Annotated in this window: 21 protein-coding genes and 1 pseudogene; 13 read left to right on the top strand and 9 right to left on the bottom strand. The window is 69.5% G+C overall.

The genetic code is table 11. The features are described 5' to 3' along the window. A partial coding sequence (locus ACWEIJ_RS41620) for a hypothetical protein (protein ID WP_449842806.1) occupies positions 1-221 on the bottom strand: 221 nt, incomplete at its 3' end. Between the two features lie 16 nt (positions 222-237). Continuing rightward, entirely contained in the window at positions 238-4104 is a 3867-nt protein-coding gene (hrpA, locus tag ACWEIJ_RS41615) for an ATP-dependent RNA helicase HrpA (protein ID WP_449842805.1), read from the bottom strand. 453 nt (positions 4105-4557) lie between these two features. On the opposite strand from hrpA, the gene ACWEIJ_RS41610 reads away from it, so the two are divergent. Together ACWEIJ_RS41610 and ACWEIJ_RS41605 are read left to right on the top strand one after the other, a co-directional pair. Continuing rightward, entirely contained in the window at positions 4558-5112 is a 555-nt protein-coding gene (locus ACWEIJ_RS41610) for a DUF4240 domain-containing protein (protein ID WP_449842804.1), read from the top strand. Continuing rightward, the gene (locus ACWEIJ_RS41605) at positions 5112-5438 is read left to right on the top strand and encodes a hypothetical protein (protein WP_449842803.1); all 327 of its coding nucleotides are present in this window, start codon (positions 5112-5114) and stop codon (positions 5436-5438) included. The genes ACWEIJ_RS41610 and ACWEIJ_RS41605 overlap by 1 nt, the downstream gene beginning before the upstream one ends. Here the strand turns inward: ACWEIJ_RS41605 and add are convergent. The 3 genes from add to ACWEIJ_RS41590 all read right to left on the bottom strand — a co-directional run bounded on the left by add (position 5405) and on the right by ACWEIJ_RS41590 (position 8364). Continuing rightward, positions 5405-6379, bottom strand: coding sequence for an adenosine deaminase (gene add / locus ACWEIJ_RS41600; RefSeq protein WP_449842802.1), 975 nt, complete (start codon positions 6377-6379; stop codon positions 5405-5407). The genes ACWEIJ_RS41605 and add overlap by 34 nt on opposite strands. A gap of 122 nt (positions 6380-6501) precedes the next feature. Continuing rightward, complete coding sequence (locus ACWEIJ_RS41595; protein WP_449842801.1) at positions 6502-6894, bottom strand: effector-associated constant component EACC1; 393 nt, start codon at positions 6892-6894, stop codon at positions 6502-6504. 33 nt (positions 6895-6927) lie between these two features. After that, a complete protein-coding gene (locus ACWEIJ_RS41590; protein ID WP_449842800.1) occupies positions 6928-8364 on the bottom strand; it encodes a pentapeptide repeat-containing protein in 1437 nt (478 codons plus the stop codon). A 105-nt stretch (positions 8365-8469) separates the two neighbouring features. Here ACWEIJ_RS41590 and ACWEIJ_RS41585 point away from each other — a divergent pair, with 105 nt between their 5' ends. The 5 genes and pseudogenes from ACWEIJ_RS41585 (at position 8470) to ACWEIJ_RS41565 (ending at position 12901) form a co-directional block, all read left to right on the top strand. Continuing rightward, positions 8470-8841 carry a DUF4180 domain-containing protein gene (locus tag ACWEIJ_RS41585; protein ID WP_449842799.1) on the top strand — a complete coding sequence of 124 codons (372 nt, stop codon included), beginning with the start codon at positions 8470-8472 and terminating at the stop codon, positions 8839-8841. A gap of 51 nt (positions 8842-8892) precedes the next feature. Beyond that, positions 8893-9198 (top strand): annotated as a pseudogene (locus ACWEIJ_RS41580) (beta-eliminating lyase-related protein); the annotation flags it as partial. A gap of 158 nt (positions 9199-9356) precedes the next feature. Further along, positions 9357-9941, top strand: a complete 585-nt coding sequence (locus tag ACWEIJ_RS41575; protein WP_449842811.1) for a beta-eliminating lyase-related protein — start codon at positions 9357-9359, stop codon at positions 9939-9941. Further along, positions 9938-11056, top strand: coding sequence for a site-specific integrase (locus ACWEIJ_RS41570; protein ID WP_449842798.1), 1119 nt, complete (start codon positions 9938-9940; stop codon positions 11054-11056). The genes ACWEIJ_RS41575 and ACWEIJ_RS41570 overlap by 4 nt, the downstream gene beginning before the upstream one ends. Positions 11057-11422: 366 nt before the next feature. Continuing rightward, entirely contained in the window at positions 11423-12901 is a 1479-nt protein-coding gene (locus ACWEIJ_RS41565; protein WP_449842797.1) for a M4 family metallopeptidase, read from the top strand. A 70-nt stretch (positions 12902-12971) separates the two neighbouring features. Here the strand turns inward: ACWEIJ_RS41565 and ACWEIJ_RS41560 are convergent, their stop codons facing one another. After that, positions 12972-13421, bottom strand: coding sequence for a YybH family protein (locus ACWEIJ_RS41560; RefSeq protein WP_449842796.1), 450 nt, complete (start codon positions 13419-13421; stop codon positions 12972-12974). Between the two features lie 114 nt (positions 13422-13535). On the opposite strand from ACWEIJ_RS41560, the gene ACWEIJ_RS41555 reads away from it, so the two are divergent. After that, positions 13536-13907: a YciI family protein gene (locus ACWEIJ_RS41555; protein ID WP_449842795.1), complete on the top strand. Its 372-nt coding sequence runs from the start codon at positions 13536-13538 to the stop codon at positions 13905-13907. Further along, entirely contained in the window at positions 13904-15082 is a 1179-nt protein-coding gene (locus tag ACWEIJ_RS41550; RefSeq protein ID WP_449842794.1) for an RNA polymerase sigma factor, read from the top strand. The genes ACWEIJ_RS41555 and ACWEIJ_RS41550 overlap by 4 nt, the downstream gene beginning before the upstream one ends. Here the strand turns inward: ACWEIJ_RS41550 and ACWEIJ_RS41545 are convergent. Genes ACWEIJ_RS41545 through ACWEIJ_RS41535 form a run of 3 tightly spaced genes read right to left on the bottom strand, consistent with a single transcriptional unit; the run spans position 15054 to position 17630 of the window. Beyond that, the gene (locus ACWEIJ_RS41545) at positions 15054-15746 is read right to left on the bottom strand and encodes a histidine phosphatase family protein (RefSeq protein ID WP_449842793.1); all 693 of its coding nucleotides are present in this window, start codon (positions 15744-15746) and stop codon (positions 15054-15056) included. The genes ACWEIJ_RS41550 and ACWEIJ_RS41545 overlap by 29 nt on opposite strands. 10 nt (positions 15747-15756) lie before the next feature. Continuing rightward, a complete protein-coding gene (locus tag ACWEIJ_RS41540) occupies positions 15757-16584 on the bottom strand; it encodes an undecaprenyl-diphosphate phosphatase (protein ID WP_449842792.1) in 828 nt (275 codons plus the stop codon). Next, positions 16581-17630: an LLM class F420-dependent oxidoreductase gene (locus tag ACWEIJ_RS41535; RefSeq protein ID WP_204765897.1), complete on the bottom strand. Its 1050-nt coding sequence runs from the start codon at positions 17628-17630 to the stop codon at positions 16581-16583. Before ACWEIJ_RS41535 ends, ACWEIJ_RS41540 begins: the two co-directional genes overlap by 4 nt. A gap of 71 nt (positions 17631-17701) precedes the next feature. On the opposite strand from ACWEIJ_RS41535, the gene ACWEIJ_RS41530 reads away from it, so the two are divergent. The 4 genes from ACWEIJ_RS41530 to ACWEIJ_RS41515 all read left to right on the top strand — a co-directional run bounded on the left by ACWEIJ_RS41530 (position 17702) and on the right by ACWEIJ_RS41515 (position 23563). Continuing rightward, positions 17702-18667: an aldo/keto reductase gene (locus ACWEIJ_RS41530; RefSeq protein WP_449842791.1), complete on the top strand. Its 966-nt coding sequence runs from the start codon at positions 17702-17704 to the stop codon at positions 18665-18667. A gap of 117 nt (positions 18668-18784) precedes the next feature. Continuing rightward, a complete protein-coding gene (locus ACWEIJ_RS41525; RefSeq protein ID WP_449842790.1) occupies positions 18785-19504 on the top strand; it encodes a YncE family protein in 720 nt (239 codons plus the stop codon). After that, positions 19501-19713: a DUF5703 family protein gene (locus tag ACWEIJ_RS41520; RefSeq protein WP_382380143.1), complete on the top strand. Its 213-nt coding sequence runs from the start codon at positions 19501-19503 to the stop codon at positions 19711-19713. The genes ACWEIJ_RS41525 and ACWEIJ_RS41520 overlap by 4 nt, the downstream gene beginning before the upstream one ends. A 208-nt stretch (positions 19714-19921) precedes the next feature. Continuing rightward, positions 19922-23563 (top strand): nSTAND1 domain-containing NTPase, encoded by a 3642-nt coding sequence (locus tag ACWEIJ_RS41515; protein WP_449842789.1) that lies wholly within the window; start codon positions 19922-19924, stop codon positions 23561-23563. The last annotated feature ends 171 nt before the right edge of the window (positions 23564-23734 follow it).

Here is a 23734-nt window from a genome sequence, read left to right as displayed (position 1 = left end):
CGGCTGGACCCGGACGAGGTGCACCCGCGCCACCACCGGTCCCAGTCCTCGACGAGCTCCGGCGGGTACAGGAGATCGGTCAGCCGCGGCACCGGCGGCACCAGGCGCGGGATGGCGTCGGCGGTCGGGGTGCTGATGCCGAGCGCCTCCCGCACGAACAGCGGGAACGTGCCGCCGTCACCGCTTCTGATCAGCCACGTGGAATCCCCCGAGAACCTCATGCTCCACGGTAGCGGCTCACAGCGGCACGGCGTCGAGTGCTTTGTAGATGCGCTTGTCGCTGACCGTGTACCGCGTCCCGATGGTCTGGGCGAAGTACGACAGCCGCAGCTCCTCGATCATCCAGCGGATCTCGTCGAGCTCGGGCGCGGGCTCGTCGGCCGGGGTCTGCGCGCGCAGTTCGCGGTACTCGGCGTGGACCTGGTGGACCTTGTCGGTCCATTCGAGGTCGCGGCGCGGGTTCTCGGGCAGCTTCTCGATGCGCCGGGAGATGCCCTTGAGGTAGCGGACCAGGTCGGGCAGCCGGTCGTACCCGGTGTGGGTGACGAACCCCTTGTACACCAGCGAGTTGAGGTGGGCGCGGATGTCGGCGGCGGAGTCCGGCGCGCCCTTGAGGCCGGTGAGCTTCAGTTCGGCCTCGTGGGCGGCTTCGAGGACTTTGCGGACCTCTTGGACGACGACCCAGGTGGTGTCGTTGAGCGCGGCCTGGACCCGCTTCAGCTGGGCGGCGTAGGTCTTGGCGTCCCAGGCGGGTTCGCCCATCAGCCGGTCGACGGCGGCCATGATGCAGTCCGACAGCAGCGCCGCGACGCCGCCGTGGGGGTTGCGGGTCAGCGCGAGCTTGGCGGCGTTGTCGAGGTGGCGTTGCAGGTGCTTGACGGGTGAGTTGATGTTCATCAGCAGCAGCCTGCGCACGCCGCGGCGGTGGGCGTAGGCCTGGCGGCCGGGGGTGTCGAGGACCTTGATCGCGACGGCCGAGCTCTGGTCGACCAGCGACGGGTAGGCGGTGACGGTGATGCCGGACTGCCGTTGCTCGATGGTGCGCGGCAGGGTGTCGAAGTCCCAGGTGGTGAGGCCGGTGCGTTCGAGGTGGCCGGCGGCCTGGCTGAGCGACTCGCGGACCTCGTCGCGCAGCTTCTCCTTCAGCGCGGCGATGTCCTTGCCCTCGGCGAGGGTGCGGTTCTGCTCGTCGACGACCTGGAAGGTGAGCTTGAGGTGGTCGGGGACGGCGTCGAACTGCCAGTCGTCGCGGTGCACGGTGACGCCGGTGAGTGCTTTGAGCTCGCGTTCGATCCCGGCCAGCAGGCTGGTCTCCTCGGGCTTGACCCGGGCGAGCACGGCGGTGGCGACGTCGGGGACGGGCACGAAGTTGCGGCGCAGCTGCTTGGGCAGTGACCGGATCAGGGCGACGACGAGCTCGTGGCGCAGACCGGGGATCTGCCAGGAGAACGCGTCGTCGTCGAGCGTGGTCAGGGCGGGCAGCGGGAGCTGGACGGTGATGCCGTCGTTCTTGGTGCCGGGTTCGAAGTGGTAGCTCAGCGGGAGGGTGAGCTCGCCCTGCCGCCACTGGTCGGGATAGGCCTCGGGGCTCACGTCGGCGCGGTCGTTGACCAGCATGTCCCTGGTGAAGGTGAGCAGGTTCTTGTCCTTCTGCTTCTTCCACCAGGAGTCGAAGTGGCGTGCGGAGACGACCTCGGGCGCGACGCGCTGGTCGTAGAACTCGAACAGGGTCTCCTCGTCCACGACGATGTCGCGGCGGCGCGCCCGGTTCTCCAGTTCCCCGACCTCGTCGAGCAGCGCGCGGTTGGTGTGGAAGAACTTGTGGTGGGTGGTCCACTCGCCCTGCACCAGCGCGTGGCGGATGAACAGCTCACGCGACAGCTCGGGGTCGATGCGGCCGTAGCTGACCTTGCGGCCGGCGACGATCGGGACGCCGTAGAGCGTGACCTTCTCCAGGGCGACGACGCTGCCGCGCTTGGCCTCCCAGTGCGGTTCGGAGTACTGGCGCTTGACCACGTGCTCACCGAGGCGTTCTGCCCACTCGGGTTCGATCTTCGCGACGATGCGGCCCCAGAGGCGGCTGGTCTCGACCAGCTCGGCGGCCATCACCCATTGCGGTGGTTTCTTGGCCAGCGCGGAGCCGGGAAAGATCGCGAACTTGGCGTTGCGGGCGCCGAGGAACTCCGTCATGGGACGGCGTTTCTCGCCGGGGGCCTGCTTCTTGAGCACGTCCTTGACGCCGATGTGGCTGAGCAGGCCGGACAGCAGGGCGATGTGGATGTTGCGGGGGTCGCCGGGCTGGTCGGCCAGGTGCATGCCGAGCTGCTTGGCGACCTGGCGCAGCTGCAGGTAGATGTCCTGCCACTCGCGCACGCGCAGGTAGTTGAGGAACTCGTTCTTGCACAGCTTGCGGAACTGGTTGCCCGACAGCGCCTTCTGCTGTTGCTTGAGGTACTCCCAGAGGTTGAGGAACGTGACGAAGTCGGATTCTTTGTCGACGAACCTCGCGTGCTGCTGGGTGGCGGCCTCCTGCTGGTCGGCCGGGCGTTCGCGGGGGTCCTGGATGGACAGCGCCGCGGCGATGATCATGACCTCTTTGAGGCAGCCGGTCGTGTCGGCTTCGAGCACCATGCGGCCCAGGCGCGGGTCGACGGGCAGCTGGGCGAGCTTGCGGCCGGTCGGGGTGAGCTTCTTCTCGGCGGCGTTGATGGCGCCGAGCTCCTGCAGCAGACCGATGCCGTCGTTGATGTTGCGCGAGTCCGGCGGGTCGATGAACGGGAACTTCGCGACGTCGCCCAGGCCGATGGCGGTCATCTGCAGGATGACGCTGGCGAGGTTGGTGCGCAGGATCTCCGCGTCGGTGAACTCCGGGCGTGCCTCGAAGTCCTCTTCGGAGTACAGGCGGATGCAGATGCCTTCGCTGACGCGGCCGCAGCGGCCCTTGCGCTGGTTGGCCGACGCCTGGCTGATCGGTTCGATCGGCAGGCGCTGGACCTTGAGGCGGTGGCTGTAGCGGGAGATGCGGGCGTTGCCGGGGTCGATGACGTACTTGATGCCCGGCACGGTGAGGCTGGTCTCGGCGACGTTGGTGGCCAGCACGATGCGGCGGCCGCTGTGACGCTGGAAGACGCGGTGCTGTTCGCCGACGGAGAGCCTCGCGTACAGCGGGAGGATCTCGGTGTTCTTCAGGTCCTCGGCCTTGAGGGCGTCGGCGGTGTCGCGGATCTCGCGTTCGCCGGACAGGAAGACGAGGACGTCGCCGGGACCTTCGGCCTGCAGCTCGTGGACGGCGTTGATGATGCCCTGGGTCTGGTCGTCCTCCTCGTCGAGCGGCCGGTAGCGGGTCTCGACGGGGTAGGTGCGGCCGGAGACCTCGATGATCGGCGCGTCGCCGAAGTGGGCGCTGAAGCGCTGCGGGTCGATCGTGGCGGAGGTGATCACGATCTTGAGGTCGGGCCGGCGCGGCAGCAGCTGCTTGAGGTAGCCGAGCAGGAAGTCGACGTTGAGGCTGCGTTCGTGGGCCTCGTCGATGATGATCGTGTCGTAGCGGCTCAGCGTCCGGTCGGTCTGGATCTCGGCGAGCAGGATGCCGTCGGTCATGAGCTTGACGAGGGTGTCGTCACCGGACTGGTCGGTGAACCGGACCTTGTAGCCGACGGTGTCGCCGAGCTTGGTGTTCAGCTCCTCCGCGACGCGTTCGGCGACGGTGCGGGCGGCGATGCGGCGCGGCTGGGTGTGGCCGATCTGGCCGATGACGCCGCGGCCGAGCTCCAGGCAGATCTTGGGCAGCTGGGTGGTCTTGCCGGAGCCCGTCTCGCCGGCGACGATCACGACCTGGTGGTTCGCGATCAGCTCTTTGATGTCGTCCTTGCGCTGGCTGACCGGCAGTTCTTCCGGGTAGCTGATCTTGGGAACGGACTCCCTGCGCAGCGCGACCTTGAGCGCGGCCTCGTCGATCTGGGCGGCGATCTCCTCGGTGATCTTCTTGCGGGCGAGCGGGTCCTTGACCTTGCCAACGCCGTCGAGGCGCCTGGCGAGCCGGCGTTGATCACGCGGCATGAGCTCGGGCAGGCGTTTGTGCAGTTCAGCGAGCGGGGTGTCCATTTGGCCTCAAGGATAGTCAGACCACCCCGGCTCGTTCGCGCCAATAACCGCCCGTGCCGCGCTCGGCACTGCCGCGGGGGCCGTCTGCGCGTTGGGTTCGGTGCCTGCCGGCGGCGTGAGCAGGCGCGCCGGTGGTCGCGCGGCTTTGGTTCGGACGCTCGTGCACGTGCCGGGGCGGCTGGTACGCGGCCCACGGGTGGTCACCCGGGTGGCGTGCGGGACATTCGCTCGCGTTCGGTGCGCACATCTCACGTTGCCTGGAACCGGCGCCCGCCGGCGGCTCGAACGAGGCGTCGGGCGGTCATGCCCGACGCCTCCTCGGCGGAGAACGCCCGCTCGCGTCCCGTGCCGGCGCGAACACCCACACACCTCGCGGTGCCGGCAGAGGCCTCCTGACCAGGCACGACGGGTGGGCACCGAAAATTGTCAGACCCTCTCGCTAGCGTGCTGGGCATGGACCTGAACGCGTTCTGGGCGCTGGTCGAGAGGTCGGCTGCGGAGACCTCCGACCAGGACCGGCGGCTGGAGTGGCTGGCCGCCGCGCTGGCTTCGTCGCAGGAGGCGGTGGAGTTCGCGCTGCGGCTGGACGAGGTGCGGCGGCGGGTGGACACGTGGGCGCACTGGCAGGCGGCCGAGGTGATCTGCGGCGGTCTGTGCGGCGACGACGGGTTCTTCTACTTCCAGGCGTGGCTGGTGGGTCGGGGGCGGGCGGTGTTCGAGTCGGTGGCCGAGTCTCCGGACGCGTTGGCGGAGCTGCCGCACGTGCGGGTGCTGGCGTCGCGTGGTGGCGTGCACGCGTGGGCCGATGACGAGTGGCCGGCGTGGGAGGGGCTCGACTACGTGGCGGCCGAGGCGTTCGACGGTGATCTCGAGTCGGAGCTTCAGGCGCGTGGTCTGCGGGTGCTGGTGTCGCCGGAGCCCGCGGGGCGGAGGTGGGACTTCGCGGATCCGGTGGAGATCTCGGCGCGGGTGCCGCGGCTGGGTGCGTTGTTCGGGAAGGTGGCGTGATGGACGTGCCGGTGGATGTGGTGGTGTGGCGGGCTCCCGGTCCGGCGTCCTCGGCGGAGGCGGCGGCGCGTTACGCGGAGCTGCGTGCTTCGCCGTTGGGCGCGTTCGACGCGGCGGTGGCGGCGTTCGTGCGGGAGCTGCGGCAGACCTCGCCCGATCCGTCGTCGCCGGTGTCGTGGAACGAGGCGCTGACGGTGGGGGTGGACGCGGTGATCGTGCACGTGGTGTGGCCGGGCCGGCAGCAGGTGGTGGAGCTGGTGGGGTTGCTGGCGGCGCGGCACGGTCTGGTGTGTTACGAGCCGGCGCGCCAGGTGGCGATGTCCTGACGCAGCTGGGCTTTCGTGTCCTCGGGCGCGAAGGAGGCGTCGGCGGCGTTCGTCGCGATCGTGGCGATGGTGTCGTCGTCGAAGCCGAGCTCGTCGCGCAGCAGCCGGTACTCGCCGGTGAGCGTGGCGCCGGTGGACGAGGGGATGTCGGTGCTGAGGGTGACGGTCAGCCCGGCGTCGATGAGCAGTGGCAGCGGATGAGAGGAGATGGACTCGACCAGTCCCAGTGCGACGTTGGACGAGGGACACACTTCGAGCGGAACGGCGCGGTCGCGCAGCAGTGCGACGACCTCGGGGTCTTCGAGCGCGCGGAACCCGTGGCCGATCCGGTCGGCGAGCCCCACGGTGACGGCTTCGCGCACGCTGGAGGCGCCGCAGCACTCTCCGGCGTGGTGCACGAGCCCGATCCCGGCTTCGCGGGCGGCCCGGAACACGGGGGTGAACGGGGTGAGCGGGTGGTCCTCCGCTCCGGCCATGCCGATCGCCACGACCTGCGGGTGTGCGGCCGCGAGCCGAAGTGACGTCTCGAACCGTTCGACCGACCGCTTGCGGGGGTGGTCCACGATCACACGGCATTCGATGCCGTGGGCGGCCTGTCCTGCGGCGAGCCCGGACAACACCGCTTCGAGCGGCATGTCCGGATCTCCGAGCCGTTCGCCGTGCGCTGCCGCGGTGAACGTGACCTCGGCGTACCGGGTCCCCTGCGCTGCTTCCTCGGCGCAGAACTCGTACGCGATCCGGCTGAAGTCCTCGGCTCGCCGCAGGCAGTCCCGCACGAGCCCGTTGTGCGCGGCGAACTCGGTGAAGTCCTCGAACCTCCCGGTCCGCGCCCGCACGTCGACGCCGTGCAGGTCCGCGAGCTCGGCCAGCGTGTCCGCCCGCACGGTGCTCTCCAGGTGCACGTGCAGGTGGGCTTTGGGCAACGTCGCAAGATCACGCATGGCCGGCGACGCTACCCAGCGGCGGCACGCGACGCGCGCGATTTTCGCTGCACTTCGGCGCTCCGGCTGTTGCGACACCGCAGGCCCCTGCCCACAACACCAGCAATGCGCGGAGCCTGTTCTCAGCCGGCGGAATGCCGCCGCAGGAACTCGTCGATCAACTGCTGTTGCTCGGCCTCGGTGACACCGGTCAGCTCGATGCTGTCGCTGCCGATGGTCACCTGGATCCGCCGGTTCGCCTTGCCGCGCCCGAGCCACCAACGGATCAGGGTGAAGACAGGCGAGAGCATGCCGGTCGGGAGCTGGACGATGTAGTCGACGAACGGGATCGTCGACGAGGTGCCCTGCTGGGGTGCGGGCGACAGCTCACTCGCCGAGAGCGTGGTGAGCAGGTCCAGGTTGAGCCCGGACAGTTCGGCGCGCAGGCGGCGAGCGAGTTGCTCGGCTTCGTCCGCGTCACCGTCGCCGGCGGGCTCGATGTTCAGCCGTAGGCGGAGGTAGTCAGGTTCGGTCATGCACACCTCCGCGCCCTGGTCGGCCCGACCGGCTCACGATACGCCGGTTTCCGGTTGCCGAAGCTGTGCCGGCTGGAAGGCCAGAAGTCCGCGGGTGGCGCCGGCGAATGAAGCGGTGTTGTGGAAGACCGCGGCGTCGAAGGAGGTTCGGTCACCGAAGCCGGCTTTGTCGAACAGTGCCACCGTCTCGAAGGTCACGTGGTCGAACAGGGCTGTGCCGTCGAAACGCGCTTCGGGGAACCTGGCGACGCCGCGAAAGGTGGCTTGGGAGAACGCGGTACCGGCGAAGGTGGCCTTGTCGAACCAGACGATGTCGTCGAAGACGGCGCCTTCGAAGACCGTGACGGCGCGGAATCTGGCCTTGCCGAACAGTGCGCTGGCCTTGAAGGCCGCCCGTGCGAACTGGGCGGTGTCGTGGAACGTCGCGTTGGCGAACAGGACCGTGTCGTGGAAGGCCGCGTCGCCGAACTGGGCGACGCCGTGGAAGGTGGTGCTGTCGAACCAGGTGGCGTCGGTGAACGCCGCGCCCGAGAACGAGGCTGCGCCGTGGAAGGTCGTGTTCCCGAACTGGGCGTGGCCGTGGAAGACGGCGTTGGTGAACCGGGCGTCGTGCACGTGGCAGTGCTGCATGTCGAAGTCGAGCAACGTCGCGCCGGCGAGGTCCAGGTCGATGGATTCGCCCCAGAACGCGTCGGTGCCGGGGTTGAGGTGGTCGGTGAGGATGCGTTGCGCGGTCTGGCGGACCTCGCGTTCCTGGACGAGGTCGCGGTGGCGGTCGCGGGACTGCTGGTCGGTGTCGGCAGCGGGCGCGGGGGCTGCGGGGTCATACGGCATGCGCAGGTAGGCGCAGAGCACGTTGACGATGGTCTGCCGCTGTTCTGGGGTGTTCTGGGCGAGCCGGCCCAGCGCGTACAGGCCGCCGAGCCGGACCGCGGCGTGGCCGGAGCCGAGCTGTTCGACCGCTTTGGTGTAGAGCTCGGTCACGCGGCGTTCGGTGGCGTCGAAGGCCGTGTCCGAGGCGGTCAGTTCCTGGTGCCACTGTCTGCGGACGGCGAGCAGCAGCGCGAAGAGACCGCCGGTGCCCGCGCCGATGCCGAGGCCGGTCTTGATCGCCTCGATCTTCGCCGCGGAGGGGTCTTTCGCCTTGGCCGCCTCGGCGAGCAGCCAGCTGGTCGCGCCCCAGCCGACCGCGGTGATGACGAGCGCGGCGACCGCGACGACCGGCCAGCTCAGCGCCGGAGGACGGGCCGCGCGCGGTTGTCTGGTGACGTAGGTCCACAGGCCACCGCAAAGCAGGAACACCGAGACGGCGAGCAGCGCCACCTCGGTGGCCCGTGCCTGGACCCAGGTGCCCACCGCGTCCCAGGCGACCCAGCCGAAGACCGCGGAACTCCACACCAGTGCCAGGACCAGCCCGGCCGCGACCAGTCCTTTGGCCTGTCGCCGTTCGGGCAGGCCCCGTTCGTTCATGACCGGTCAATCGCCGCCGGAGATCACCGCGCTACAACCGGGTGAGCGGATCCGAACGGTATTCGCCGCGACAGCGGCCGCGCCGCACGGCTAGGTTCCGTGCCCATGCCTGATGTTGTGCAGACGCGCCACGGCGCGACGGTCCTGATGTGCGCGCCCGACGGACCGCCGATCGGTGACGAGCGGTCCGCTGTGGACCTGATGGCCACGTTGTGGGGTCAGGACGTGCAGTGGCTGGTGTTGCCGGTGGCGCGGTTGACGCCGGACTTCTTCCGGTTGCGCACGCGGGTGGCGGGCGCGGTGGTGCAGAAGCTGCAGCAGTACGGGTTCCGGGTCGTGGTGGTGGGCGACATCGCCGAGCACGTGGCGGCGAGCACGGCGTTGCGGGACTTCGTCCACGAGTCGAACCAGGGCAGGCAGTTGTGGTTCGTGGCGGACGAGGAGGAGCTGGACGCGCGACTGAGCGCAGCCGCCTGATCACGCGAACAGCACTATTGCAAGATACTGGTGATAATTAGCCTCGTGGGCATGGAGATCCGCCGCTCGCTGTCGAACCACTCCGGTCCGCGCCGGTCGCCGCACGAGGTGCTGCGCCGCCTCGCGGGGTGGGTCACACCGGACATGACGGCCGACGGGCCGGTGCGGGAGCTGGAGGAACGGGTCGCGGGCCTGCTGGGCAAGCAGAAGGCCTTGTTCTTCCCGTCGGGGACGATGGCGCAGCAGGCGGCGTTGCGCGTGCACGCCGAGCGGACGGGGCGGTACGCGTTCGCCGGGCATCCGCAGTCGCATCTGCACGTGTGGGAGAACCAGGGGTACAGCGCGGTGCACGGGCTGCGGTTCCACCCGGTGGGTGACCGCAACGGGCTGATGGGCCTCGACGACCTCAAGACCGTCAACGAGCCGTTGGCGGCGGTGGTGTTCGAGCTGCCGCAACGCGACATCGGCGGCCGCCTGCCCGCGTTCGACGACCTGCGGCTGCAGACCGAGAGTGGATCAGGGGCCAGGGGGCGGCGGCACACTGCGACGGGGCGCGGATCTGGGAGGCGCAGACCGGTTTCGACGCCGCGCTCGCGGAGATCGCGGGCCTGTTCGACACGGTGTACGTGTCGCTCTACAAAGGACTCGAAGGGGTGCGGGGCGCCGTGCTCGCCGGTGACGCCGGCACGATCGGGCACGCGGAGGTGTGGCGGCGGAGGCTGGGCGGGGCGATCGTGGACGCGTGGCCGTTGGCGGCGATCGCGTTGATGGGCATGGACGAGAACCTGCCGCGCATGACGGAGTTCAAGGCGCACGCGCGGGCGCTGGCGAAGGCGATCAACGACGACGGGTTCGCGCACACCACGCCGGAGGTGCCGGCCACTCCCCTGTTCCACGTCCATCTGCCGATGCCACCCGAACAGGCGCAGCGGGCGGCGCGGAACCTGGCGGAGGAGACCGGGATCAAGCTCTTCCTGTACGCGCGGTCCAATCCGGACCCGCGGCGGTGCAGTTTCGAGGTGAGCGTGGGGATCAGCGCGCTGGAGCTCGCGCCGGGCGAGGTGGCGGAGTTGATCAGAGGGCTACCATCGCGGGTGTGAGCCTGCCCGAACCCGTTCAGCACGCGCTGGTCCGGGTGTCGCACTCGGTGCTGATCGACGTCGAGGCGCTCGCGAGGGTGCGCGAGCGGTTCGACGACGAGCAGGCGGCGTCGCTGAGCAACTACCTGCGCAGTGCGCAGTCGCCGAACACGGTGCGCGCGTACCGGTCGGACTGGATCGCGTGGGCCGGGTGGTGTCAGGCGGAGGGCAGGCAGGCGCTGCCGGCGGATCCGCTCGACGTGGCGGTGTACCTGGCGGCCGCGGCGGACACGGTGAAACCGGACGGGTCGCCGGCGTTCGGGGCCTCGACGCTGGAGCGCAAGTCGGCGGCGATCTCGGCGGTGCACGCGGCGAACGGGTTGCCGAGCCCGACGCGCAGTGACGTCGTGCGGCTGACGTTGCGGGGCATCCGGCGCAGCCGCAGGTCGCAGCCGAGGCGCAAACGGCCGGTGCTGCTCGACACCCTGGAGGCGCTGCTGCGGGAACGCCCGCCGCAGGGGCCGGCGCGGGTTCGGGACGCGCTGTTGCTGCTGGTGGGGTTCGCCGGTGCGCTGCGCAGGAGCGAGCTCGCGGCCATCACGTTCGAGGACGTGAGCGTGGAGGTGGATCCGCGCACGCACGAGCCGTTGCTGCTGGTGCGGCTGGGGACGACGAAGACGGACCAGACGGGCAGGCATCAGCAGTCGGTGGTGTTGCCGCGCGGGGGCCGGCGGCCGACGTGTCCGGTGTGCGCGTTCGCGGACTGGGCGGATGTGCTGGACGGCAGGGAGATCGAGGAGACCGGTCCGCACCGCTGCCACGGCTACGAGGGCACGAGCCGGACGGGCGCGGTGTTCCCGGTGGTCAACCGGCACGGCGGCATCGGCGAGAAGGCGATGTCGGGGCGTGCGGTGGCGGAGCTGGTGAAGCGGTACGCGCTGCGGGCGGGGCTGGATCCGGCGTTGTTCGGCGGGCACTCGCTGCGGGCGGGGTTCGCGACGCAGGCGGCGCTGGGCGGGGCCAGCGACCGGGAGATCATGCGGCAGGGCCGGTGGACCAACCCGCGGACGGTGCACCGCTACATCCGCACCGCGAACCCGCTCGAGGACAACGCCGTCACCCGTCTGGGCCTGTGAATCTGTGACTCAGCTCTCAGGGCCGCCGGTTAACTCTAAACAAGATCCCCTCCGGTAGGGCTGCACCAAACGGAGCAGCGGACTGCGCCGTAGGCACGGCCGGCACGGATTGTTTCCGCTGCGTTTCCACGGTCGTTGAGCTGCTCTTTTGTTCCACCATGCGGACAAAAGACGGTCTCCTGACCAGCGCCGCAGCTCAATTCATGAAGCTATCTCGCACTTTGGGAGTGGCTGGTCGCATGCACTGAGAGCAATACGATCACCACGCCCGGTCATCGAGACGAAGGTCGGGCTGTTCCACGGTGATCGATCCGGCACCCCTGCAACGCCGGGCGATCACTCCCTGCACCGGAACAAGGAGCGTTCATGAAGCGCAAGACCCTGGGCATCACGACTGCCCTGATGTCCGCGGCGGCACTGGCCGCCACGGGCACGTTCACGGCCAACGCGGCCGACCCGGCGGGGACGATCTCCACCGCCCTCGGCCTGGCCGGGGGCGAGCGGCTCGTGCCGAAGGACGTCCTACGCGACGCCGACGGCACCAACCACCTGCGGTTCGACCGCACCCTCAACGGCCTGAAGGTCTTCGGCGGCGACGTGGTCGTCACCCAGAAGGCCGGCCAGGTCACCGGCGTCACGAAGGCGTCCGGGGCCTCCCTCGCCGGCCTCGACACCTCCACGCCCGTCGCGGCCCGCTCCGGCGCCACGCTCGTGGTGTTCGCGTTCGACCACGCCCCGGTGCTCGCCTGGGAGACCGTCGAGCACAGCGTCGGCGAAGACCAGACGCCCAGCGAGCTGCACACGTTCACCGACGCCAAGACCGGCGAGAAGCTGCTGTCCTACGACGACATCCACGTCGCCGAGGGCACCGGCCAGTCCACCTTCAGCGGCACGGTCGCCCTCAACACCACCCAGTCGGGCAGCACCTACCAGCTCAAGGACCCGGCGCGCGGCAACCAGGCGGTCAACAACCTCAGCAACGGCTCCGGCACCGGCACCGGCACGTTGTTCACCGACGCCGACAACAAGTGGGGCAACGGCACCTACACCGACCCCGCGACCGCCGGCGTCGACGCCGCCTACGGCGCGGCCAAGACCTGGGACTACTACAAGAACGTCCACGGCCGCAACGGCATCAAGAACAACGGCGTGGGCGCGCTGAGCAAGGTCCACTACGGCAGCAACTACAGCAACGCCTTCTGGAACGACTCGTGCTTCTGCATGACCTACGGCGACGGCGCGAACAACCGCAACCCGCTGACCTCCCTCGACGTCGCGGCGCACGAGATGTCGCACGGCGTCACCTCCGCGACCGCGGGCCTGGTCTACTCCGGTGAGTCCGGCGGCCTCAACGAGGCCACCAGCGACATCTTCGGCACCACCACGGAGTTCTACGCCGCCAACAGCAGCGACGTCGGCGACTACCTGATCGGCGAGAAGATCAACATCCGCGGTGACGGCAAGCCGTTGCGCTACATGGACAAGCCCTCCAAGGACGGCCGCAGCCTCGACTACTGGTCGTCCACCGCGGGCAGCGTCGACGTGCACTACTCGTCGGGCATCGCCAACCACTTCTTCTACCTGCTGTCCGAGGGCAGCGGCCAGAAGACCATCAACGGCGTCACCTACGACTCCCCCACCTACGACAACCAGCCCGTCACCGGCATCGGCCGCGCCAAGGCCGAGAAGATCTGGTACCGCGCGCTGACCACCAAGTTCACCTCCAGCACCAAGTACGCCGCCGCCCGCACCGGCACCCTCGCCGCCGCGGCCGACCTCTACGGCACCTCGTCGCCGGAGTACGCGGCAGTCAACCGGGCCTGGGCCGCGGTGAACGTCAAGTAGGACCCGCCACGAGGAAGACCGGGGCCCGGACCGCACCCCTGCACGGTCCGGGCCCCGGCACATTTCCAGCTCAGGGCACCAGATCGGTCGCCGCCAGGAACGACCCGTCCATGTGGAACGGCACCGACTGGTGCTCGTGCGTGACCAGCCACCGCCCCTCCCGCCTCCGCAGCCCCACGGTCACCCGCGTCCACATCGAGAAGCCCTCGGGATACCCGACCGGCACCGCCGCCAGCCGCTGCAGCCCGTGCACGAACGCGACATCACCCGACACCGCGACCTCCAGATCCCGGTGCTCGACCGTGATCGGCCCGTCGAACCCCGCCATCCACCCCGCCACCGCCTCCGGATCACGAGCGTCCAACCCGGTGTTGCGCAGCGGCGGCGCCAACGTGCACGTCACCGCGTCCTCGGCGAAACGCGCGACGACCCGCCCCGGCGAGCGCTCCCGCATGCCCTCCACGAGCTCGGTGAACAACGCGCGGATCGCGACCTCGTCCGGCACCAGCGTCTGAGTCATCTCCGCAAACCTCCATCTCGAACCGGCTGACACAGCGATGTCGAAGCACGGCCCGCGGCCTCGACATGGCGGTGAGAAGATTTTTGGCGAGCCAGCCAGGAGCGGAGGCCGGAAGTGAAGTACCTGATCCTCATCTACAGCAACCCGAAGTCACGCGCCGCGTGGGAGAAGCTGACCGAAGAACAGCAGATGCAGTTCGGACAGGCCCACTACGACCTCAGCGACAAGCTCCGCGCCTCCGGCGAACTGATCGTCAGCGAAGGCCTCCCCGGACCCGAGACCGGCAAGGGCGTCAGCATCAGAAACGGCGAGGTCGTCGTCACCGACGGACCGTTCGCCGAGGCCAAGGAGTACCTGGCCGGGTTCTACCTGGTCGAGGCCGACACCATCGACCAGGTCATCGCCCACGCCGCCACCCTGCCCGACGCGCACAACGACGGCATCGAGATCCGGCCCGTCTTCGACATGAGCATGCTCGACCTGTGAGAACCACACCGCGGATCGAGGACCTGCTGCGCGACCTCGCGCCGCAGGTCCTCGGCGTGCTCGTGCGCCGGCACGGCCAGTTCGACGTCTGCGAGGACGCCGTGCAGGAGGCCCTGCTCGCCGCCGCGCAGCAGTGGCCCGTCGACGGCGTCCCGGACAACCCCAAGGGCTGGCTCATCACCGCGGCGAGCCGCCGCTGGATCGAGCAGTACCGGTCCGACGTCGCACGACGTCAGCGCGAGGACAAGGCCGCCGCCCTGACACCACCGCCACCCGATCCGGTCCCCGCCCAGGACGACACGCTCACGATCCTGGCGTTGTGCTGCCACGAAAGCCTCACGACCGCCTCGCAGATCGCACTCACCCTCCGCGCCGTCGGCGGCCTCACCACCGCCGAGATCGCCCGCGCGTTCCTCGTCCCCGAATCCACCGTCGCACAACGGATCAGCCGCGCCAAGCAGAAGATCAAAGGCGCGAAGTTCCGGCCACCGGCCGACCTCACCGCCGTCCTGCACGTGCTCTACCTGATCTTCACCGAGGGCTCCACCGCCAGCTCCGGCGACGACCTCGTCCGAGTCGACCTCACCACCGAAGCCATCCGCCTCACCCGCCAGTTGCACCGCAGACGACCCGACGACGGCGAGCTCACCGGACTGCTCGCGCTGATGCTGCTCACCGACGCCCGCCGCCCCGCCCGCACCGACACCCGCGGCGCCCTCGTCCCACTCGCCGAACAGGACCGCACCGAGTGGGACACCGAAGCCATCGCCGAAGGCACGACACTCATCCAGAAAGCCCTGGCCACCGCACAGATCGGCCCCTACCAGCTGCAGGCCGCGATCGCCGCCGTCCACGCCGACGCCAAGACCGCCGACGACACCGACTGGCACGAGATCCTCGGCCTCTACGAACTGCTCACCGTCACCGCACCCGGCCCGATGGTCGCACTCAACCGCATCGTCGCCGTGGCCATGGTCCACGGCCCCGACAAAGCGCTGCAGGAACTGTCCACGCTGGACCTCGACCACCACCGAGTCCACGCCGTCCGCGCGCATCTCCTCGACCTGCAAGGACAACACGAAGCCGCACGACACGAATACGAGAAAGCCGCCAAACTCACCCTGAGCGCGCCCGAACAGCGCTACCTCAGATCCCGGTCGCGCCGCCCACGGTAGCGTCCGACGACGGCTCCTCCCGCGGCGGCGCCTTCGGCACCACACCCGCCAGATCCCCACCGTTGTCGTTGACCCGCAACACGAACGGCCGCGTCTGCGTGTACTGCACCACCGAGATCGAACACGGATCCACCACGATCCGCTGGAACCCGTCCAGATGCACACCCAACGCGTCCGCCAGCACCGACTTGATCACATCACCGTGCGAGCACAACACCCACACCGCACCCGGCCCGTGCTCCTCCGCGATCCGCGCATCATGCGCCCGCACTGCGGCCACCGCCCGCGCCTGCACGTGCGCGAGCCCCTCACCCTCGGGAAACACCGCCGCCGACGGATGCTGCTGCACCACCGCCCACAACGGCTCGTTCAGCAGATCCTTCAACGCCTTGCCGGTCCACGCCCCGTAGTCCACTTCGGACACATCCGGCTCCGCGACCGCCTCAAGAGCACGATCCGCCAGCAACGGCGCGAGCGTCTCCTCGCAACGCTGCAAAGGAGACGACACCACCGCACAGACCGGAACATCCTTCAACCGGCCCACCAGCGCCGCGGCCTGCGCCTGCCCCCGCTCGTCCAACCCCACACCCAACGACCGCCCGGCGAGCACACCGGAACCGTTGGCAGTCGAACGCGCATGCCGAAGCAGAATCACCGTAGCCACGGATTCCACCTTAGATCGGTTGCAACAACCCCATCGACAGCAGCCCCATCAGCACCAGGCCCAGCATCAGCCGATACCACACGAACGCCGAGTAAGAGTGCTTCGACACGTACTTCAACAACCACGCGATCGTCGCGTACCCCACCACGAACGCCAGAACCGTCGCCACGATCATCTGCGGCACCGACGCCTGCACACCCGCACCCGAACGCTCCAGCACGTCCGGAATGGAGAACAACCCCGCCCCGAACACCGCCGGAATCGCCAGCAGGAACGAGTACCGCGCCGCCGCCTCCCGGGTCAGCCCCAGGAACAGACCCGCCGTCAACGTGCCACCTGAACGCGACACACCCGGAATCAGGGCCAGCGCCTGCGCCAGCCCCATCCCGATCGCGTCCTTCATCCGCAGCTCGTCCCGCGCGTGCTTGGCCAGATGATCAGCCAGCCCCAGCAGCAGACCGAACACCACCAGCATCGTCGCCGTGATCCACAGGTTCCGCGCCGACGTCCGGATCTCGTCCTTCAGCAGATAACCCAGAACCGAGATCGGCACCGAACCGATGATCACGTACCAGGCGAGCTTGTAGTCCTTCTCCTGACGCGCGGCGGCGCTGAACAACCCGCGGAACCAGGCGGCGATGAACCGCCCGATGTCCTTGGCGAAGTAGATCAGCACCGCCACCTCGGTCCCCAGCTGGATGACCGCCGTGAACGAAGCGCCCGCGTCGTTGCCGAAGAACAGCGTCGACGTGATGCGCAGATGCGCACTGCTGGAAATCGGCAGGAATTCCGTCAGTCCTTGGACCAGTCCGAGGACCAGAGCCTGCAACCAGCTCAACTACCCACTCCTGCCAGATCCAGAGCCTCGGCCGCGGTCCGAAGACCCGCGATCCCCTGCTCCAGATCTTGCAGCATCGGCGAAACGGACAGCGTGGTGACCCCCGCGGCAGCGAGCGCCTTCATCTTGTCTGCTATGCGCTCCTTCGGCCCCAACAGCGACGTCGCGTCCAGGAACTCCAGCGGGATCGCCGCCATCGCACCCGCGTAGTCACGGGCCAGGTACTTCTCCTGGATCTCCTCAGCCTGCGCCGGGAAACCCATCCGCACCATCAGGTTGTTGTAGAAGTTCTGCTTGCGGCTGCCCATGCCACCCACGTACAACGCCGTGTACGCGCGAACCGGGTCAGCACACGCCTTCCAGTCCTCACCCACGATCAACGGCACCGTCGGCACCACGTCGAACCCGTCCATCGTCTTGCCGGCCTTCTCCCGACCGGCCCTCACGCTCGCCAGCGACTCAGCCGAGTACTCCGGCGAGAAGAAGATCGCCAGCCAGCCGTCCGCGATCTCACCCGTCAGCTCCAGGTTCTTCGGACCCACCGAAGCCAGGTAGATCGGGATCTGCTCGCGCACCGGGTGCACCGTCAGCTGCAACGCCTTGCCCGGACCATCCGGCAACGGCAGCGTGTAGTGCTCACCCTCATACCGCAGCTTCTCGCGCGACAACGCCTTCCGCACGATCTCCACGTACTCACGCGTGCGCGCCAGCGGCTTGTCGAACCGCACCCCGTGCCAGCCCTCCGACACCTGCGGACCCGACACGCCGAGACCCATCCGGAACCGGCCACCCGACAGGGTGTCCAGCGTCGCCGCGGTCATCGCCGCCATCGCCGGCGTCCGCGCCGGAATCTGGAAGATCGCGCTGCCGACGTCGATGCGTTCGGTCTGCGCGGCCACCCACGCGAGCACCGTCGGCGCGTCGGAACCGTAGGCCTCCGCGGCCCACACCACCGAAAAGCCGAGCCGGTCGGCCTCTTTGGCCAGCTCAAGGTTCGCGGCGTCGTTGCCGGCGCCCCAGTATCCGAGGTTCAATCCGAGCTTCACGGGCGAGACCCTACCGGTCAGTAACACCGATTGCCAGGCTCAGCCGATGATCACCCCTTAGCATCGCGCACGTGGAACAGCGATACCTCGGCCGCAGCGGCCTCCGCGTGTCCAGGACGGCACTGGGCACGATGACGTGGGGCCGCGACACCGACGCGGACGAGGCCGCCACCCAGCTCATGGCCTTCGCCGACGCCGGCGGCACCCTCGTCGACACCGCCGACGTCTACACCGAAGGCGAGTCCGAACGCATCCTCGGCGGCCTGCTCGGCGAAGTCGTCCCCCGCGACGAACTGGTCATCGCCACCAAAGCCGTCGCCCGCCGCACCGAAGGCCCCTTCGGCGGCGGAGCCTCCCGAGGCGCACTGCTCACCGCACTCGACGGATCACTGCGCCGCATCGGCGTCGACCACATCGACCTCTGGCAACTGCACGCCTGGGACGCAGGCGTCCCCGTCGAGGAGACCCTCTCCGCCCTCGACCACGCCATCTCCGTCGGCAAGGTCCGCTACGCCGGCATCTCCAACTACAGCGGCTGGCAGCTCGCCACCGCCGTCATGACCCCCTCGACCTTCCCCCTCATCTCCACCCAGGTCGAGTACTCGCTGCTCGAACGCGGCATCGAGCGCGAAGTCGCCCCCGCCGCGCTGCACCACGGCCTCGGACTGCTGCCGTGGGCACCCCTGGGACGAGGCGTGCTCACCGGCAAGTACCGCAACGGGACGCCACCGGACTCACGCGGCGCCTCCGCGCACTTCGCCGGGTACGTGGAGCAGCACCGCAACGAGCGCGCCGCCCGGATCGTGCAGGCCGTCGCGACCGCCGCCGACGGGCTCGGGACCTCGGCGTTGTGCGTGGCACTGGCCTGGGTGCGCGACCGGCCCGGCGTCGTCGCGCCCGTCGTGGGAGCACGCGACACCAACCAGCTGATCGCGTCACTGGAAGCCGAGCAACTGACCCTGCCACCCGCGATCCGCGCCGCGTTGGACGACGTCAGCGCCATCGAGCTGGGCTACCCCGAACGTCCTATGCCGTGATTTGACGCCTGGTTCTCGGCTGGGTCGTGACTACTGTTGGGTATTGATTTCAGGCCACACTGAAGCAATAGAGATAATTGCCGGACACGGCCAAACGGGTTTCCGCCCACCCCTTGCGTGACCTTCGACCAAACGTCGTGGATGCTGGAAGACCACGACGCGTCTCAGGAGGACCCGATCTTGCGCCGGCTCGCTGCTCTGCTCTTGACCACCGCCACGCTCGCCGCGTGCGGACAGAGCGAGGGGTCACAGGATCCGCTGCAGGTCGCGGCGACGCTCGAAGCCGCCAAGCCGGCCCACTCCCCCGCCCAGAACGGCTCGCTGCCCGGCGAGGTCACGCCCGGCGGCACCTTCACCGAGGGCGACACCACGCTGAAGTTCAAGGTCAACGGCCGTGACGTCGAGCTCGACCGGCTGCGCAGCGCGGTGTTCGAGATGACCACCGACGACAAGGGCGCCGAAACCCGCGGCACCGGCCTGCGGGCGGGCGACGGCGCCACCAACGCCGTCGCGGACCGCTACGGCCGGCTGCTCGTCGTCGACACCCGCGGCGGGGAGTTCATCGCGTTCAGCATCAACCCCCTGATCATGCGCCAGCGCTACCCCGTGCCCGGCAGCCCCTACGGCATCGCCTACGACGCCAAGCGCGACATCGCGTGGATCACGCTCACCGAGCGCAACGAGGTCGTCGGGCTCAACGTCGCCGGTGGCGAACCGACCGAGAAGTACCGGTTCCCCACCGTGCGTCAACCCAACACGGTCAGCGTCGACCAGGAGACCGGACGCGTCACCGTCACGTCCGGCGACAACGGAGGGATACAGGTGATCTCGCCATGAACGAAGGGGTGATCGACGGGGACTGGGAGTACCGGCCGCTGCGTCTGCCGCCGGGCGTCTCCCGCCGCACCGCGACCACGCAGTTGGCCATCCACGCCGAGTTCGCGGGCTGGGAACTGTCCCGCACGCTGCTCTACGGCGACGGCTCCCGGAAGGTCTGGCTGCGCCGCAAGCGGCAGCCCGCGCTGCTGCCAGGCCTCATCACCTGACGCAGAGCCGCACTCCGCCGGAAAGCCCCGCTCGACCGGGGCCGCCGCCTCGGGCGCGCGACCGCTTCCGGCGGCTGCTTCACCTCGCCCGTGAAGTTGTTCTTGGGTCTGTTCGTGCTTGACGTCTGCACGCGTCTGATGACTGATTTTGGTCTGCACTGAAATCATCGTGAGTGACGAGCCGAGCGCGGATGAAACAATCACCGTCATGCCCCGCCCGGAAAGGCCGCTCGACCCGTTCGCCGGGCCCGTCGAACAGTTCGCCTTCGACCTCCGCAAACTCCGCGACAAGGCCGGCTCCCCCGGCTACCGCGAGCTCGGCCGCCTCAGCCACTACTCCGCCAGCACCCTCGCCGACGCCGCCCGCGGCCAGAAGCTGCCCAGCCTGGCGGTCACGCTGGCGTTCGTCCGGGCCTGCGGCGGCGACGAGGACGCGTGGGAACGGCGCTGGCGCGAGATCAGCGCCCAGGACCGCGACGCACCCCAGCCCGACTCCCCCTACGTCGGCCTCAAGGCGTTCACCGAGCAGGACGCCGACAGGTTCTTCGGACGGGAGAAGCTCGTCGGCAGGCTGCTGGCCAAGCTGGAGCGGCACGACACCGTGCTGGTCGTCGGCGCCTCCGGATCAGGCAAGTCCTCCCTGCTCAGGGCCGGTCTGCTGGCCCGCAGGAACGGCGAGCTGATCACCCCGGGCACCCACGAGACGCTCCCGGACACCGAAGGCCTGCTGGTCGTCGACCAGTTCGAGGAGATCTTCTCCCTCCCCCACCGCGACCGGTTCATCGCCGACCTCACGAGCCGTGACCACCAGATCGTCATCGGCCTGCGCGCCGACTTCTACGGCCACTGCGCCCGCTACCCGAGCCTCGCGGCCGCCGTCGAGGAAGCACAGGTCCTGGTCGGCCCGATGAGCACGGACGAGCTGCGCAGGGCCATCACCCAGCCCGCCGTGGAGGTCGGCTGCGCGCTCGAAACCGGGCTCGTCGCCCGCCTCATCGCCGACGCCACCGGCGAACCCGGCGTCCTCCCCCACGTCAGCCACGCGCTGCTGGAGACGTGGCACCGCAAACGCGGCAACACCCTCACGCTCACCAGCTACCACGAGAGCGGCGGCATCGCCCGCGCGATCGCGAACACCGCCGAGAACGCCTACACCGGCCTCGGCGAGCACCAGCGGGCCCAGGCCCGTCAGGTGCTCCTGCGCCTGGTCAACCCCGGTGAAGGCACCGAGGACACCAAACGGCACGTCAAACTGTCCGAACTCGCGGCCGACGAGGTCGTCGAACACCTCGCGAACGCCCGCATCCTCACCGTCGACGACGACAGCGTCGAGATCAGCCACGAAGCCGTCATCCGCAGCTGGCCGCGCCTGCGGGACTGGCTCGCCGAGGCGCGCGAGGACCTGCGCGTGCACCGCAGGCTCACCGCCGCGGCCACCGACTGGGTCGCACACGGCCGCGACCCCGGCTCGCTCTACCGCGGTGTGCCGCTCGCGCAGGCCACCGGCTGGGCGAGCCGCGAACCCGGCGCCCTCAACGCCGAGGAGCGGGCGTTCCTCGACGCCAGCAAGGCCGCCGCCGAGCAGGACCTCGCCACCGAGAAACGCCGCACCACCACCCTGCGCCGAGTCGTCGCCTTGCTGGCCGCACTGCTGCTCGTGGCCACCACAGCCACTGTGTTCGCCGTACGCGCGCAACGACAGACCACCGAGCAACGCACCAATGCGCTCGCCCAGAAGGCCATCGCCGACGCCAACGTCCTGCAGGACCGCGATCCCGGTCTCGCCAGCCAGCTGCGCCTGGCCGCCTACCGCCTCAGCGGCCTGCCGGTCGCCCGCGACAGCCTGCTCAGCACGTTCGCCGCACCCCAGGTCACCCTCGTCAAAGGACACGCGGAGGCGGCCTCCTACGCGTTGTTCCGCCCGGACGGCAAGGTCCTGGCCACCGTCGCCGACGACAAGCAGCTGATCCTCTGGGACTTCGCCGACCCCCACCACCCCGCCGAGCTCGGCCGCGTCCACGCCGGTGACGACGCCACCCACAACATGGCGTTCAGCCCCGACGGCCGCACCGTCGCCGCCGCGGGCTGGGACGGCGTCATCCACCTCTTCGACGTCGCCGACCCGCGCCGCCCGGTCGAGAAGGCCCGCGTCACCGGCCACGAGGGCCAGGTCCAGGCCGTCCAGTTCACCCCGGACGGCCACACCCTCGTCAGCAGCGGCAAGGACAAGACCATCCGGGTCTGGAACCTCTCCGGCCCCGCCACCCTCGTCCGCACCATCCAGGCCCACGACGACCTCGTCCACGGCCTCTCGCTCAACCCCGCCGGCACCACCGTCGCATCCGCCTCCTGGGACGGCACGGTCAAGCTCTGGGACCTCGCGACCGGCGACCACCTGTCCACGATCGACCCGGCGCCCGGCGACTTCGCCTCCGACGCCGTCGCCTTCCACCCCGGCGGGCGCGTCCTCGCCACCGGCGCCGACAACGGCGAAGTGCGGCTCTGGGACGTGCGCGACCCGCGCAACCCGGTACAGCTCAGCGTCGGCACCGGGCACATCTTCTCCGTCCACACCATGGCCTTCTCCCCCGACGGCAAGTTCCTCGCCAGCGGCGGCGGTGACAAGACCACCCGGATCTGGGACGTCACCGACCCCACCGGCATCCGGCTCGCCACCGCGCTGGGCGGCCACACCGACACGCTCTGGGCGGTCACGTTCAGCCCCGACTCCCGGCACATGGTCACCGCCACCACCGACGCCGAGGTCCGCGTGCTCGACCTCGCCAACCTCAACTACCCGCACCACAAGCAGACGGTGTGGAAGCTCGACTACGACCCGCGCGGCCGGTTCTTCGCCACCGTCTCCTCCGACGGCACCATCAGGCTGTGGCGCCCCGACGACCGCCATGCCGAGGAGATCTCGGTCCTGCCCAAGCTCAGCCCGGACGACGAGGCGCTCACCGTCGACGTCCACCCCGCCCGCGATGTCGTGTTCGGCGCCACAAGAGCGGCCAACGTGCTGTGGGACGTCAGCGACCGCGCCCACCCCCGTGAGCTGAGCAGGGCGATCACCGGCAACGTCCCGATCGTCGCCGCCACCTTCAGCCACGACGGCAGGACGCTCGCCGTGGCCGAGGAGAGCGGCGTGCTCGGCCTCTGGAACGTCACCGACCCGGCCAACCCCGTGAAGACCGGCGGCTTCGCCGTGCCGAAGACCGACACCGTGTGGCAGGTCGAGTTCTCCGAGGACGACCGCACGCTCGTCATCGCGAACGGCAGCCGCGCCCTGCAGCTGTGGGACGTCGGCGACCCCGCCTCGCCCCGCGCGTACCCGGCGTTGCGCACCGACGACAACCCCGACCCCATCCGCCGCGGCGGCCAGGCCGGGCGCGAGGAGGTCATGACCGTCGTCATCCACGGCAACGTCATGGCGTTCGCGAACATGGGCAGCAGCGGCGTCCTCTACGACATCGCCGACCCCGCCCGGCCACGCCGGCTCTCCGCCCTGCCCAACGACGGCGGGCCGCTGCAACGCCTCGCCTTCTCCCCCGACGGCACCATCATCGCGGCGGGCACGACCGACGACCTCGTTCGCGTGTGGGACGTGCGCGATGCCCGCAACCCCCAGCTGCGGGCAGTGCTGCACGGACACACCGAACGGGTGTGGGGCGTGGCCTTCGCGGCGGACAACCGCACCCTCGCGACCGCCGGCGCGGACCGCACGGTGCGCGTCTGGGACATCGACGTCGAGGCGACCGCGGCCCGCGTGTGCGCCACTACGACGGCGCGCCTGTCCACTCGACATTGGGAGCACTACTTCCCCGGCGTCGAGCCGAGGCCTCTCTGCTGAACAACACTCTCACCGTTCCTCTCGACGGCAGTTGTAGTGCGAAAACGTTGTGCGGTGTCGGTGTCAGGGCGTCGTACAACAACGTCCGTGCAACCGCGTCCGCAGACCCTGGGAAGGTGACTCTTCAGTCAACACTGAAGAAATAAAATGCACCGAATTGGTTGTAGATGT

This window comes from Lentzea sp. NPDC004789 (assembly GCF_053601075.1).
Note: the sequence above shows the minus strand (reverse complement) of the source record. Positions and strands in the feature narration are given on the sequence as shown.